Here is a 13753-nt window from a genome sequence, read left to right on the forward strand (position 1 = left end):
TCCATAAAGAGAAAAAAACTCGTTATATCGAGGATGGATAAAGAACGGTATAAAACAAAAATTGTAGCTTCATTGAACCCCTTCCCTACCAAGGATTCTTTTTGGCTGTGTGCCGGAAAGAACGGTTTATGTATACTAGTTAGGGATATCCTATATAGATTAGAATAGAGAAAAAACCTACATAATTGTGCATAAAATGTCGGATAGCATTGTTTGAATCCTGCTATTCTGACAATAAGGGAGGTCATAAAAATGGATTTGCTTAAAAATATGAACAGAGCTTTGCATTACATTGAAGAGAATCTAACTAACGATATAAATTTTAGAGAAGTAGTAAAGCTAGCTCTTTGCTCGGAGTATCACTTTAAGAGAATGTTTTCTTTTCTTGCAGGTATCACTTTGTCAGAATACATCCGCAGAAGAAGACTTACTCTTGCAGCATTCGAACTTAAAGATAAGAACGTGAAGGTTATTGATATTGCGATTAAATACAGATACAACTCACCGGATTCTTTTGCACGAGCTTTTCAAAACTTGCATGGTATAAGCCCTTCAGAAGCCAAAAAGGATGGCCGTTCACTTAAGGCTTATCCACCCATGACCTTCCAGCTATCGATTAAAGGAGGAGATGAAATGAACTATCGAATTGAAGAAAAAGAGGCATTTCGTATAGTCGGCATTAAAGAAAGAGTTCCTATAATTTTTCACGGAGTTAACCCAAAGATTGCTGCTATGTGGGAAAGTTTACAGGGTGAAACAATAGATACACTAAAAAAACTTTCTAATGTTAAACCATTAGGGCTGCTTAGTGCGTCTGTAAATTTTTCTGAAGGACGAATGGAGGAAAAAGGGGAGCTTGATCACTACATCGGGGTAGCAACAACCAAGAATTGCCCCCATAATTTAATAAAGCTTGAAGTACCTGCTTTGACATGGGCTGTATTTGAAGCCGTTGGGCCATTTCCTGATACTTTACAAGATGTATGGGGGCGGATTTATTCCGAATGGTTTCCATCCTCAAATTACGAACAAGTAGAGGGACCAGAAATTTTATGGAATGAACATAAGGATGTAACCTCACCGACTTTTAAAAGTGAGATTTGGATACCAGTATCAAAAAAATAACGCTGATTCAATAATAACTATTTCAATATAAGAAAAAGGGAGTCCACAAATGTAATCTCCCTTTTTTTAATTTATAGCTTGCTGTAATGCTGGTTATGACAACTATAAACTTACGAAGTATAAGTCTTACTAAGCAAATTTTTTATTTATTGTTATATTGTTTTATAACTGTAATTGTAACTGCCAGTAACAGAACAATTGCGCTATTTATAAGTAAGTAGTATCCAACTTGTAAACCATAAAATATGGCAAACGCGTCTCTAATAATCAACAGTGCTAATATACCGCCTATTGCCCCAAATAAAGCCGCCAGTATCAATATTGTAAAAGCAGCAGCGTATAGACTTTTCTTTTTTTTGTAGGAGATAAATCCAACGATATTTGCAATGATAATAAAGAGACCGATAAGTATTAAGAAAAAGGTAGCCATTTTCTTTAATTCTCCTCTGCGGACTATTGATTGGTTAAAATTTCCAATACCTAATATCACTTTAACATAAAATTCTATGTAAAAGTTTTGCTTCTTATAACATGTTTGATATTCATCCAAAAGAAGCTGACTTACATTTTAAGATCTTTCTTTATATTTTTCCTTATAGTTAAATTGGCTAGGCGTTTACGCACTGATTCCATAGGACCCATTTTAAAATAGCGAAGCCACAAAGTAGCAAATAACATTTGAAACAAACAGATTAATACCCAAACAAAAATGACGAAGAATGAACGAGGGTGTCCACCCAATCCAAGGCCCCATCCATAAAATAAAATTGAGCTTAAAACATTTTGTAACACATAGCAACTTAAAGACATCTTACCTACTTTCTCTAAAACGCTCCATAATGAAAAGGCCTGAAATTTTTCAATTAAAAAACTAATGGCTCCCATGTATCCAATCGATAAAATAGGGGCAAACACATACCTTACTGGAAAATCAAAGTATCCTCCAGGAATAAATAATAATAGGTTTAGAGGTAACCCAACTAAAAGACCCGCCTTCATCATCCTCTTTCTGATATTAATACCATTGGAATTATTGTCAAAAGCCCCTATTCTCACTAGTAAAACACCAATTAAAAACATACATATATTAAATGGAATGACGAAAATTGCTTCTGTGCGCAACTCCCAAAAATGAAAAAGTCGATACTGCATTTGGTTCATCCATGATCCATGTTGGTAAAGGTTCACCACTTCTTTTGGGACAGCAACTAGCTCATCTCCTATTGAGTTAGTTAGCACACCTAAAAACACAAGTACTATAAAGAAAAGATGAATCGCTGCTGCACTAATCATTGTTATTCGTATCATCGTCTTCCGCATTTTTACGATAAACGATACGACAATGGCAGTTACTGCATAAGACATTAGAATGTCGTACTCTAAGACAAAAATAAAGTGCAAAAGCCCTTCCATTAATAAAATCAAAGACAGCCATATGTACCTTCCTGGCCAAGTCTGATTTAATCGTTTTGACTGCTGATATTTCAGTTCTAAACCAACACCAAACATAATAGCTAAGAGCCCAAGTAATTTCCCGTTAATTAAGGATAGAAAAAGGATTCTTAAAAAATCATCTCCTGATAACCACCATTTGTTATGGGTAAAAGTAAATATATAATTTATATCTCCCAGATAGGCAAACAGCCAAATGTTCGTTCCTAATGTTCCTAGAATCGCTAATCCTCTTAATATATCTAAAGAGCGAATTCGTTTTTTATTCTTCACTTCTTATCCCCCACCCGTTACGTTTATTCTAATAACGTTCCTAAAAAGGATTGTTTATTTTCGTTACTCCCCTTCTTGATATGTCATAGTTCAACTATATTAGATTACGTTGCGTCACCTTCAACCCTTATTTTTAAATAAATGAATGAATTATTTTTAATGCGATAAAGAAAGCGTGGATACGTTTTGAGAAGTGCAAAGACTGCCCGCTTTGGAAGCAGGTTTAGCCAAAATTCAAAAGGTATACTGACATCTGCAGAGTACTAATTACAAAAAAAGAAACCTTCGTATTTTCAAGGTTTCTTTTTTTAAAATATTCCACTCTAAGCGACAATTGAAGATGAACTAAAATGCTTTTACTGTGATATAGCGTTTTCCGACGGTTTGTAATTCATAAGGTAAATAACGTCGTTGAATACACACTTTCTGAAAGCTGGCATCTAGCTTTTAGAAAGTGTGTTTATCTCCCTTTCAATAAGAGCTACTGAAATTTCGAATGCTTGTATCCGTCTTTTAGCTAAGGTGATTTGAGATTTATATCTACCAGCGTTTTCTTTAGCTTCAAACGTTTTTACTGTCTGTCTGAGTTTATGTAAAGTTGAATCAATTTGACGTTTTGCTTCAACTAATTCAGCTACATCAAATTTCATTTACATCCCTCTTTTTATAATTTTTATCGGTAAGATGTTTTCTTTTAAAAAGATAGTTTATCAGTAGAGCTCCTGTTATCTATATCTCTTGTCTTGTACATGAGTAGCCATCCAAAAATACTGATCATACCTAATACCGTAAACACGCAAGTACTACTTAACAATATACCTGATAAAACAATTTTTTTATCCATAGAAATTGAAAAGATTCCTTTCAAAGAAGTAAGTTTCTGTAAAGTGTTGAGAAATAAATTACTGAATTGCATTAGGAATTAAATTATTAAGAAACCCTTTCAATGGCACTTTCATCTCCTCTAACAAACAGTTATTTTTCTGGCATTTCAATATTTTCTTTTTATAAAAATTAGAATTTTACCCTTTATATTAAATAGAATAATAGTCAAGCTTGAATAAAACCTGACCATCTATAATAAAATTTAAGGAAAAACCCTTTTGATTATGCTATGTAAGTTTTTATTAGGTTAATTCTATGAAATGTAATAGATTATTCAGATGGAAAAAGGAGTGAATACAAATGAGTTTAGCAACCTATATAGGTTCAAATGTAGAATTACCTATTAATGACGAACTGGATGATATAGTTACTATTGGGAGCTGCTTTTCAGATGAAATGCATCGATTAAACATAAAGAAACATCATTTTACTACTTCTTATGTTTATGAAGTGTCAAGTGACTGGGGAATTGAAATTACGGAATATATGAATAAAAGCAGACTGAAAGAATCAAAAGAGAAACTACTTGCACTGTGTCGATTGATGGATCACTATCTTAAATCAGGAGATTTTTTTGAATTGTATAGCTGTTGGATAGGAGAAGAAGCTAAACAGCGAGAAGGAGCACTAACTTTAAACATCCATTATTTTGATATAGATGCTATTGAAATGCCTGAAAAAACATTAGTTAAAATCAAAAAATAAACTTCCCTTATTATGCTAACAATTTTTTCTCATCTATAATCTGAACGCAAAAAAAGCTATTTCAATCGTATTGGCATCGGAGTGAAATAGCTTTTTCTACTTTACATTCAAGAGTGTGTTAGATCCTTATGGATATCTTCACATGTGAATTATATCACAAACTTTTCTGCGTGTGAAGATGAAAAATAAAATTTGTATGACAAGTATCTAAAAAAATTAAAGAGCAGCTTCTTTTGCCAATGACGAGGCTGCTCTTTATAAGTGTTCATTCATACTTATCCGAGTACGAACGATAGCAACATTGTAACCCTTTTTTATTGTCTTCTTATCTTTAGAGTCTTCTGGTCGTCCAACTCCTACTCCACCGCCACCCATAAGTAAGGATTTTTTACTAAATACTAATTCTCCCCTATATTATATGCATAATTAGAATTTCCAATATACTCAGAGTTAATTACTTCTTTTCCGTTGTAAGTGCTAGCATATATAACCTTCAATTGTTAAATTAAAGGTTTTTTTCTATATATTATGCTATACTTTTAAACATGTATTACGGTTGTAGAGGAGTTTTAATTTGAAACAGAAAGAATTGTTTTCATGGATTAAATCCATTATTATTGCCTGTATTCTAGCTTTTGTGGTGAGAGAGTACCTATTTACCCCTATAGTAGTAGACGGCGAATCGATGATGCCTACTTTGAAAGATAGTGAACATATCATTCTTAATGAACTGGGTAAAAATAACGTAGATAATATAAAAAGATTTGATATTATCGTTTTTCATGCTACAAAGGAAAAAGACTATATTAAAAGAGTCATTGGTTTACCTGGTGATCATATAGAATATCGCAATGACACGCTATATGTAAACGGTAAAAGATATGAAGAGCCTTATTTAGATCAATATAAAAAAGAAATAGGAACAGGCCCATTAACTGAGGATTTTAAACTTGGAGATCATACAGGCAGCAAAACCGTTCCAAAGGGTCAATTATTTGTCATGGGAGATAATAGAATGTACAGCTTAGATAGCAGATCACCCGAAGTAGGAACAATCTCCGTGGACAAAATCGTAGGAAAAGCTAAATTAGCTTATTGGCCTTTAAAAGAATTTGAATGGATTAAGTAAAATCTTTTAAAGCTCCCTTATGAAAGGGAGCTTTTTCTATTTATTTTCCAGTCCGTCACATGAAATGAAGCATTGTTGCTTTAAGCCCCACACTAACTGCAGCCCCTGTTTAAATTCATTTTTCCTTATATTTTCTGCGAAAGTGAGAAATCGCTGCTGCTCCTACAGCAGCAGTCAAAACTGAAAAAATAGTAGATAGCGTATCATTGGCAACAAACGTTTTCACCAAAAACGCAGAAAAAAATAGCTACAAAACCTATTCCTAAATATGAAAGATTAATAATTGATCACTCCAGCTATAACGTTATTCCTATGTAAAAGGTTTTACAATTAAAAACATAATGAACATAATAACGGTAAATAAAGCCCCCAGAAGAGCAAAGTTAAGTGGCCTATGAGTATCTTCATTAGCCTTTACAAACAGCTTGGACCATCTTGTATACATCACTAATTTTGTACAAAGACTAAACAAAAGGCCTGCAATGATTGAAGCAATTGCTATTTTTAAGATATGAATTCACTCCTTTCTAACATAACAGAAGGATATCCATAACCTAACATAAACACCTAAATAATACAAAAATTCAAGAAGCATAGGAAGTAGTCTTGCCACTTTCTATGCCGCTAATGATTAAACGCCCTCCCTTATTGTTAAACATAATTTTGATTTTTTATTATTGCTTCGCTACTATATTCAATGCTGCAGCTGCTTTTGGCCACCCCACGTAAAAAGCCATATGGGTTATTAATGCGATCATTTCTTTTTCAGTAACGCCATTCTTTTTTGCCAACTGCAGATGAAAAGACATTTGTTCGGTGTTGCCAATACTGATTAAAGCAGAAATTGTACTCAAACTTCTTTCTTTTGAGGTTAAAGTCGGGTCTCTCCACACTTCTCCAAATAAGATATTTTCTCCATATTTCACAAAGTCAGGAGCCAGATCTCTCATTTCTTCCAGTAGCTTAGACTCAATGCGATTATTCATTCTATTTTTCCTCCTTTGGATTCACCATTTGTGCGATTCCTTGCCCAAATGACCAGTTTTCAAGCCGTGTCTCGTTTAATGTAATAAAAATATTGTTTGTAGAAATTCAAGTGAGTGGAAAGCTCCTCTGCAATAGATTGATACAGATTCTTTTTCTGCTGAATCGTTCTCCCCTCCCCACATGTAATGGAGATATAAATCATTTGATCTGTTCTTTTTCCCCCATTTTCTAAGAGATACTGTGAATCATAGAAAAAATGCTGAGGTGAATACGGTAAAAACAGTTGAAAATAATCGTCTTTTGGAATGTGAAAATGTTGGATTAAAGACTGATGAATACAATTGCTTACTTCTTTTAGTTCCTTATCGTTTAATTGACATTCTGGATAATAAACGTTAACAAATGGCATCTATCATCTTCCTTTCTATATCCAGTGTACTTCCATACTCTTCATTTGTATAATTGAAAATAAGTCTAATAATTATCGAAAAAACCGATAGAGATGGGGTTAGGAAGTGGAAATTAAAGAATTAACGACGTTTAAAACAATTGTGGCAGAAGGAACGTTTTCACTTGCAGCAAAAAAATTGAATTACGCTCAATCTACCGTCACTGCTCATATTAAAAAGTTAGAAAAAGATCTTGGATTTCTTTTGTTTGAACGGAGCTGGGAAGCAAAATTAACAAAGGAAGGTACACTATTTGTAGAAGAAGTAGATAGCTTATTGAAGCACTGGGAGTATTCAGTCTCTCAAGCACAGCGTATAAGCAAAGAGGAAACAGGAACAATCAAAATAGGCTTATCAGAATCGATTGCTCAAAAGCTGATGCCAGCTATATTAAGCTATTTAAATGACGAAAAACCTTACATCCACTGCGATTTTACCATTGGAAACACGGCACTTTTATCAGAACTATTACGTCAAGATAACCTGGACTTTGCTGTTTGCGGACAGAATATGAGCCTTTCCGGCGTAACTTTTACTCCGCTTGGTAAAGAACAAATTCAATTTATTGTGAATACGCCTAACCATCCGCTGCTACAGCAGAAATCAGTTGAAATAGCCGATATTATTCACTATCCCATTTTAATAGGAGAAAATAGCTGCTATTACTATCAATCCGTCAACCACTTTTTATCCGAGAATAATTTAGCCTTTAAACAAGTCTACAACTGCAGTGCCCTGCACCTCATTCCAGAAATGATGTTTGGATATGCAGTAGGAATTATCCCTAGTGGCACCAGTTTAAAACCAACTAATATCCCGTTTAAAGTACAAGGGTTTGACCCTGAGATGCCTATAGGATTATTAATGTCTGTTGAAAAAAGAACCTATTTGAGTCAGACAAAAAAGAATGTTGTAGAGGTAATTAAATCTTCGTTATCGTAGATCAGTACTCACGTAGAATAACGTATTCACCTAAAAAATCCTCTGCTCTGGAAGCGAAGGATTTTTTATAGTTATAGAGAGTTTGATCCCTTTTACAGATTAATATAATACTCATCCACTATCTCTATCATGAGCATAGTTTTTTGATAAGCTGTCTTTAAAATCTTGAGGAAGCTTCATATCTCTAAAATTTAAGCCAATTAAATCTTCAACATCTTCATTTAAATACGACCATTTAGATGGTGATTTCATTAAATGGTCTAACAAAACAGATTCATTAAAACCTATGACACATATATCTAAGCTCCGCTCTCCCCATATCGCCCACTTCTTAGAAGAAGAAAACCATACAATTTTTTCTGAATGATAGTATGGAGCATCCGCAGGGTAGTCCTCCGGTCCAATTTCTAGGACATTCCTATACTCTTCACTTGATAAAGAAGTAGGAAGCTTCAAGTAATTAAAATAGCCAAACTCTTTATAAAAATAATTTGTGGGATGTGGATCTAAAACCGCAACGGTAACTTCCTTTTCACTAAAGATTTTTGTTAAATATTGTACAGTAGGCCAAAACTCCTCACACATGCCCCAGTAGACCTCTTCAAATAAGTAATAGTCACACCTTTGGTTAAATACTTGATGGGGCAATTCCTTATTTGTGTTGAAGATATTTTTTAGATTTTTATTAGCGGATTGAAATTCTTTGATATCTTTAATGAAGAAATTTGTGGGCTTCACAGTATAGCCTCCTTCTTTTATTAACTGGGCTTACTATTTTCAACCTTACATCTTAGTTCATAAAATTGCATAATTAAAGGGTGCACGTCCGAATTGTACTTTAGAGCTTTCAGCGTCCTTTTCCCTAACCTTCTATCTACTAATGCAAGAGCTTGAGAAATAACGTTCCCAGAATTTAATGCTCGATCAATGGATAGCTGAGGATACTGGATGAGGGGGTTATAAACATGATCAACGTTAAAAATACCTCTATATTCTAGAATACTTACAGTGTAGTCCATATCACTTACCTTCCCGATGAACTCCGGGAAACATTCATATAAACACTCTGGAAAGGGGTTGCTTGTTTTTCTCTGTACTTCCTTCCAAAGTTTATCATGTTCCATTAAATATTCTGCTGAAGAAGCATTAAAAATCTCCTTCTTATCTAGAGTAATCCAAATACGTGCCTGTTCTCCAAAAGAAACGTTATATTTAGTCAAATGAATACTCAATCTATACTTCAACTTATCACAGAATAAATTCTCCATATTTTTCTTTACTTTCGTCCACTTCATGCTATTTTTGTACTCCTATTCCCTAAAATTATACGATTTCGCTTCTAGAAACATATTATACAAAATATACCTAGTTCAAGTTGTTTTTCTTCATATATAGAATATACTTCATCGTTCTAGACAATAAAAAGAGCATCTAACTATTCATTTAGATGCTCTTTCTATTCATTTCTTTCTCCCTCTGTTAAGAAAAAACGCCATTATAGTGTAATTTCACACTATAATGGCGTTTTTTTGAATGTTTTTAAATTAATAAATGTAATTGAGTTCCCAGAAAAGTATTTATGTAAACTAGCTTTATATATGGTATACATCGTTATATTTTAATCTTGAGATAAATAAATCCAGTTCCTTTCATCAAATTCTTCAATAATATAATTTGAACCTATATCCTTTAAAATTTTATTAAAAAATTTTATATTAACGTCATGATCATACAAATCTTCTTGAAGGTATTCCGTAATAATAAAATTCGTTAAATTTGTATTGTTAACAAAATCTGAAAAGAACGATTTTAGAAAAAGTGAATCTTCTTCACTTAATTTTTCATCATTAATTAATGCAATCCTAAATACATTTAAAATTGCGTTAATATCTTCTTCCTCCATATAACATAATGGATCTAGTTTTTTATCTTCTTCTGTAAATGGCTTTCTCGTGTCTTCTATGACTACATAAGAAAAGATAGTTCCCTCTCTTTCTACTTGAAAAATTTCTAAATCACGTAATTTTAACACTCTATGAAGTGATATCATAAGGTCCCCCTGCTTAAGTATTAATTCAGGATCTTTTAATAAAGTAGATACTGTTACACCTAACGAGCATAGGATTCAGCTTACAGCAAAATCATCTTGTGCTCTGTTAATTAGAGGGCAAGGCTTATCGGCCGCCTGCGGAAAGCGACGTCTTGCACGGAAATCAACCCCAGTGCAACAAGCGATTTGCTTATGCATTCCATTCGTTCGCCTGGAGATTGTATTGATTTATCTATGTCTCATTCTCTTTTCATTTTAATACATATAAAGCGTAATCCTCTTCATTCGAAAACCCAAGTTTATTGGCTAGTGCTTTCGATGCTTTATTGTTATTATCGCAATCCCAAGCGGGCATAACGTTCTTTTCCAAACATTTATTTATAAACGCCTGGCCTACTATCTTTCCTAATCCTTGTCCTCTATAGTTAGGGTTAGTCACAATATCGATTTCAGCTATTGTTCCACTATGAAAAATAGACACACATTCAGCGATAATCTTTTCTTTATGGATAAGACAAACTCCTAATCCGTTTTTCAGAAAATTACTCTTTGATCCCCAGTACTCCACTATATATAATTCATTGAAATTCTCACTTTCCCTTAAAGAATCAGCGTTAAAGTCTTTTAACTCATAGGGATTGGACAGGCTGTACGTGGAATGAACTTTTGAAGGAAGAAACCTATACTTAGAACGCGTCATTTTCTTTACATACGTTTTGAAAGTTTCGTCAAAAACAGTTTCCCAATCAGTCGATGGAGTAAAAACTGTAAATCGTTTCTCCTTACCATACACGTTCTCAACAAAATAACGATAGAGAAAGTTATTAAATACCACGTCATTTCCTTGTCCAAATACATAATAGTCACCTGCACCTATTCTAAGAAATCCTGATGATGGCCTCACAATATCATTTACGTACACGGTTCCTGGAATAACATGATTAACAACAGAAAAAGCAAATGTAGGAGTCTTAAATGACGCTTCTAACATATTGTTTATCTTGTAATAATCTTTTGGTTCTAAACAATGCATTTGATTTCCCCCTTAATACATATCACTGTCTTCATTATATAAGTGCATGCACAAATTTAGTTATCATAATGTGCTTTATCGATACAAAAACAGCCCAAGGAATAATTAAAATAAAAGTTAGTTACTCTTTTTCAGGAGAGCTAACTCAAAAAAATTTCATATATAAGTTTGTTATAATAAAGATTTTTAAAAGCAAGGAGGAGTATATAAGTGCAAATAAGAAAACATGAAAGACAGTCATTTTATGCCGGATGTCAATTCGTAGATATAGAAGATCATGAACATGAGAACGTCTTACCTCTCCTTATTATGTATCCTACATACCAAGAAGAACAAGTTGAAAAGATGGGACCTTACACGATAAGCGCTGCGCAAGATGCTCCGCTTTTAAATGGTTCATTTCCTTTAGTCATTATTTCTCATGGCGATGGAAGCACGCCTCTTGCTTATCGGACCCTTGCCCAGTTTTTAGCACGTAATGGTTTTATTGTAGGGGTACCTCAACATCCGTTTAATAATCGAGAAAATAATACGCTGTCTGGAACAATAGATAACCTAAAAAATCGGCCTACCCATATACGTACTGTAATTGATTGGTTTTTAAAAGAAAGTCCCTTTTCTCCGTCCATTAAATCAAATAATATTTCTCTTATTGGCCATTCAATGGGAGGATATACGGCTCTTGCTGTAGCAGGTGGAGTTCCCACTTCTTTTCACTCTGAATCTCCTGATCAAAAGCCTTATTGTTTATCTGTTGATCAGGATAAGCGAGTTCAATCACTTATTCTTTTAGCGCCAGCCACCGGATGGTTCAGAGAAAGAGGCGCTCTTGAAGACGTGAATATACCTATTTTAATGATTACAGGCGAAAAGGATACGATTACTCCTTCTTTTCACGGGAGATTTGTGTTAAACGGGGTTTCTGATGCGGAAAAAGTTCAGCATATCGTTGTAGAAAATGGAGGGCATTTTTCATTTCTTAGCCCATTTCCTGACTTTATGAAATCTCCTACCTTCCTCCCTTCTCAGGATTCGGAAGGCTTTAATCGCAAGGAGTTTCATGAGGACCTGCAAAACACTATATTGAACTTTTTATTACATTCTTTTTAACAGATTAGTCAGTTGTACCACCTTTTCTTTTGAAGCAATTTTATTTAGAAAGAGCAGTTAAAATCCCTTAGAAACTGATGAGCTTCTAAGGGATTTTATTTGTAACCTTATGCTTACGAATCAGATGCCGGCATCCTAAAGAATCCTTGAAGCGGTCAGAATGCCTTTGTTAATTGCATGAACTGATAATGAATGGATTGATGATACTACTTCAAGCTCTTGCATATCATTTTTTATTTCTCGACTTTTTTGTAAGGCACTGCGTGATTTTCTTGCTTGCGTATACTGGCCAAGATCATGATCAGCAACACTAAACCAATACCAACCATAATAGTAGTTTTTCCACCGAAATGAGCTAGTCCACTCAAGAATAGTCCCACTATACCGAAGTCTGAATCTGAAAATGTAGCATTTGATAGACCCAAATCTCCCAACACGGGTATTAATAGAATTGGCATGAAACTGATTAAAAGGCCGTTCACAAATGAGCCTAAAATCGCACCGCGTACACCACCCATTGCATTTCCAAACACCCCTGCAGCTGCACCCGTAAAGAAATGAGGTACTACACCCGGTAAAATAATGATTCCTCCTGATAAAACTAGTATTAACATACTAACAATGCCGCCTAAAAAACTTGAAAAGAAACCAATTAATACAGCGTTTGGTGCATAAGTATATATAATTGGAACATCTAATGCTGGCTTTGAATTTGGCACAATTTTAGAAGATATTCCTTTAAATGCTGGTACAATTTCAGCTAATACTAATCGTACACCAGCTAAAATGACGAAAACGCCCGCAGAAAACATTCCTGCTTGAAGTACCGCAAATAAAATATAGTTTTTTCCGTCACTTAATTTTCCTTCGACATAACCAGGCCCTGCAAAAAGAGCGACAATAACGTAGAAAATCGCCATAGTTAATGCAATACTAACCGTACTGTCTCGTAAGAAGCCGAGCCCTTTTGGAAAGTTAATTTTTTCTGTTGATACAATCTCTTTCTTTCCCTTTACAGCCATCCCTACGAGACCACCAACTGCAAAACCAACTGCTCCAGAATGTCCTAATGCCACATTATCATTACCTGTTAGTTTACGGATAAAAGGCTGAACGAGGGCTGGAGAAAGCGTCATGAAAATTCCCACCGTTAAAGCACCAAAGAGAATTAATGAGAACGATGTAAAACCACTTACGGATAAAATGATGGCAATCATACATGACATGTACAAAGTGATATGTCCTGTCAGAAAAATATATTTAAATCGTGTAAAACGAGCAATCAGCAGGTTTACAATCATACCAAAAAACATAATTAATGCGGTCGAAGAACCATATTTACTCAGTGCAATCGCAACGATGGCTTCATTGTTTGGAACGACACCGTTTACGTTAAATGCTGCTTTGAACATTTCTCCAAATGGAGCGAGGGCTTGCTGAAGAATCCCTGCACCTGCTGTAATAACCAGGAATCCAACAAACGTTTTTGTTGTTCCTTTTAGTGTATCTGAAAGATTTTTCTTTTGTGCCAGTAGACCTACTAGAGCAATTATGGCTACTAAAACTGAGGGTTCACTCAGAACGTTAATTAATACATTTAACACCTGATTCAT

14 protein-coding genes and 1 pseudogene are annotated in these 13753 nt (G+C 34.3%); 5 read left to right on the top strand and 10 right to left on the bottom strand.

Annotated elements, in window-relative coordinates:
* Positions 1 to 252: 252 nt before the first annotated feature.
* Positions 253 to 1125 carry an AraC family transcriptional regulator gene (locus LJC66_RS18820; protein ID WP_230933276.1) on the top strand — a complete coding sequence of 291 codons (873 nt, stop codon included), beginning with the start codon at positions 253 to 255 and terminating at the stop codon, positions 1123 to 1125.
* A 142-nt stretch (positions 1126 to 1267) separates the two neighbouring features.
* Here LJC66_RS18820 and LJC66_RS18825 read toward each other — a convergent pair whose 3' ends face one another.
* The 3 genes from LJC66_RS18825 to LJC66_RS18835 form a co-directional block, all read right to left on the bottom strand.
* The gene (locus tag LJC66_RS18825; protein ID WP_230933277.1) at positions 1268 to 1555 is read right to left on the bottom strand and encodes a 3-isopropylmalate dehydrogenase; all 288 of its coding nucleotides are present in this window, start codon (positions 1553 to 1555) and stop codon (positions 1268 to 1270) included.
* Positions 1556 to 1686: 131 nt separating this feature from the next.
* Entirely contained in the window at positions 1687 to 2850 is a 1164-nt protein-coding gene (locus LJC66_RS18830) for a DUF418 domain-containing protein (protein ID WP_230933278.1), read from the bottom strand.
* 440 nt (positions 2851 to 3290) lie between these two features.
* Positions 3291 to 3500: a hypothetical protein gene (locus LJC66_RS18835; RefSeq protein WP_221840932.1), complete on the bottom strand. Its 210-nt coding sequence runs from the start codon at positions 3498 to 3500 to the stop codon at positions 3291 to 3293.
* A gap of 535 nt (positions 3501 to 4035) precedes the next feature.
* Here LJC66_RS18835 and LJC66_RS18840 point away from each other — a divergent pair.
* Both LJC66_RS18840 and lepB read left to right on the top strand, forming a co-directional pair.
* Complete coding sequence (locus LJC66_RS18840) at positions 4036 to 4440, top strand: hypothetical protein (protein WP_098526232.1); 405 nt, start codon at positions 4036 to 4038, stop codon at positions 4438 to 4440.
* A 574-nt stretch (positions 4441 to 5014) separates the two neighbouring features.
* Positions 5015 to 5569, top strand: a complete 555-nt coding sequence (lepB, locus tag LJC66_RS18845; protein WP_098334159.1) for a signal peptidase I — start codon at positions 5015 to 5017, stop codon at positions 5567 to 5569.
* A 674-nt stretch (positions 5570 to 6243) separates the two neighbouring features.
* Here lepB and LJC66_RS18850 read toward each other — a convergent pair.
* The gene (locus LJC66_RS18850; RefSeq protein ID WP_098332774.1) at positions 6244 to 6555 is read right to left on the bottom strand and encodes a carboxymuconolactone decarboxylase family protein; all 312 of its coding nucleotides are present in this window, start codon (positions 6553 to 6555) and stop codon (positions 6244 to 6246) included.
* Between the two features lies 1 nt (position 6556).
* Positions 6557 to 6965, bottom strand: a pseudogene (locus LJC66_RS18855) (tautomerase family protein).
* Between the two features lie 106 nt (positions 6966 to 7071).
* Between LJC66_RS18855 and LJC66_RS18860 the strand changes: the two are divergent.
* Positions 7072 to 7947, top strand: a complete 876-nt coding sequence (locus tag LJC66_RS18860) for a LysR family transcriptional regulator (protein WP_098332776.1) — start codon at positions 7072 to 7074, stop codon at positions 7945 to 7947.
* Positions 7948 to 8058: 111 nt separating this feature from the next.
* Here LJC66_RS18860 and LJC66_RS18865 read toward each other — a convergent pair whose 3' ends face one another.
* The 4 genes from LJC66_RS18865 to LJC66_RS18880 form a co-directional block, all read right to left on the bottom strand.
* A complete protein-coding gene (locus LJC66_RS18865; protein ID WP_230933279.1) occupies positions 8059 to 8685 on the bottom strand; it encodes a hypothetical protein in 627 nt (208 codons plus the stop codon).
* Between the two features lie 20 nt (positions 8686 to 8705).
* Positions 8706 to 9242, bottom strand: a complete 537-nt coding sequence (locus LJC66_RS18870) for an SF0329 family protein (protein WP_230933280.1) — start codon at positions 9240 to 9242, stop codon at positions 8706 to 8708.
* Between the two features lie 323 nt (positions 9243 to 9565).
* Positions 9566 to 9997, bottom strand: a complete 432-nt coding sequence (locus LJC66_RS18875; protein WP_230933281.1) for a terpene synthase — start codon at positions 9995 to 9997, stop codon at positions 9566 to 9568.
* A 250-nt stretch (positions 9998 to 10247) separates the two neighbouring features.
* Entirely contained in the window at positions 10248 to 11030 is a 783-nt protein-coding gene (locus tag LJC66_RS18880) for a GNAT family N-acetyltransferase (RefSeq protein ID WP_230933282.1), read from the bottom strand.
* A gap of 210 nt (positions 11031 to 11240) precedes the next feature.
* On the opposite strand from LJC66_RS18880, the gene LJC66_RS18885 reads away from it, so the two are divergent.
* Positions 11241 to 12140, top strand: coding sequence for an alpha/beta hydrolase family protein (locus LJC66_RS18885; protein WP_230933283.1), 900 nt, complete (start codon positions 11241 to 11243; stop codon positions 12138 to 12140).
* A gap of 233 nt (positions 12141 to 12373) precedes the next feature.
* Here the strand turns inward: LJC66_RS18885 and LJC66_RS18890 are convergent, their stop codons facing one another.
* Positions 12374 to 13753: a PTS ascorbate transporter subunit IIC gene (locus LJC66_RS18890; RefSeq protein ID WP_116514421.1), complete on the bottom strand. Its 1380-nt coding sequence runs from the start codon at positions 13751 to 13753 to the stop codon at positions 12374 to 12376.

Source organism: Priestia sp. TSO9 (assembly GCF_021029645.1).
Classification (GTDB): domain Bacteria; phylum Bacillota; class Bacilli; order Bacillales; family Bacillaceae_H; genus Priestia; species Priestia megaterium_E.

Excerpts from the sequence above, each read along its gene's own strand:
- LJC66_RS18840 (WP_098526232.1), top strand. The coding sequence starts at position 4,036 with ATGAGTTTAGCAACCTATATAGGTTCAAATGTAGAATTACCTATTAAT.
- LJC66_RS18890 (WP_116514421.1), bottom strand. The coding sequence starts at position 13,753 with ATGAATCAGGTGTTAAATGTATTAATTAACGTTCTGAGTGAACCCTCA.
- LJC66_RS18835 (WP_221840932.1), bottom strand. The coding sequence starts at position 3,500 with ATGAAATTTGATGTAGCTGAATTAGTTGAAGCAAAACGTCAAATTGAT.
- LJC66_RS18870 (WP_230933280.1), bottom strand. The coding sequence starts at position 9,242 with ATGAAGTGGACGAAAGTAAAGAAAAATATGGAGAATTTATTCTGTGAT.
- LJC66_RS18825 (WP_230933277.1), bottom strand. The coding sequence starts at position 1,555 with ATGGCTACCTTTTTCTTAATACTTATCGGTCTCTTTATTATCATTGCA.
- LJC66_RS18850 (WP_098332774.1), bottom strand. The coding sequence starts at position 6,555 with ATGAATAATCGCATTGAGTCTAAGCTACTGGAAGAAATGAGAGATCTG.
- LJC66_RS18820 (WP_230933276.1), top strand. The coding sequence starts at position 253 with ATGGATTTGCTTAAAAATATGAACAGAGCTTTGCATTACATTGAAGAG.
- LJC66_RS18875 (WP_230933281.1), bottom strand. The coding sequence starts at position 9,997 with ATGATATCACTTCATAGAGTGTTAAAATTACGTGATTTAGAAATTTTT.
- LJC66_RS18880 (WP_230933282.1), bottom strand. The coding sequence starts at position 11,030 with ATGCATTGTTTAGAACCAAAAGATTATTACAAGATAAACAATATGTTA.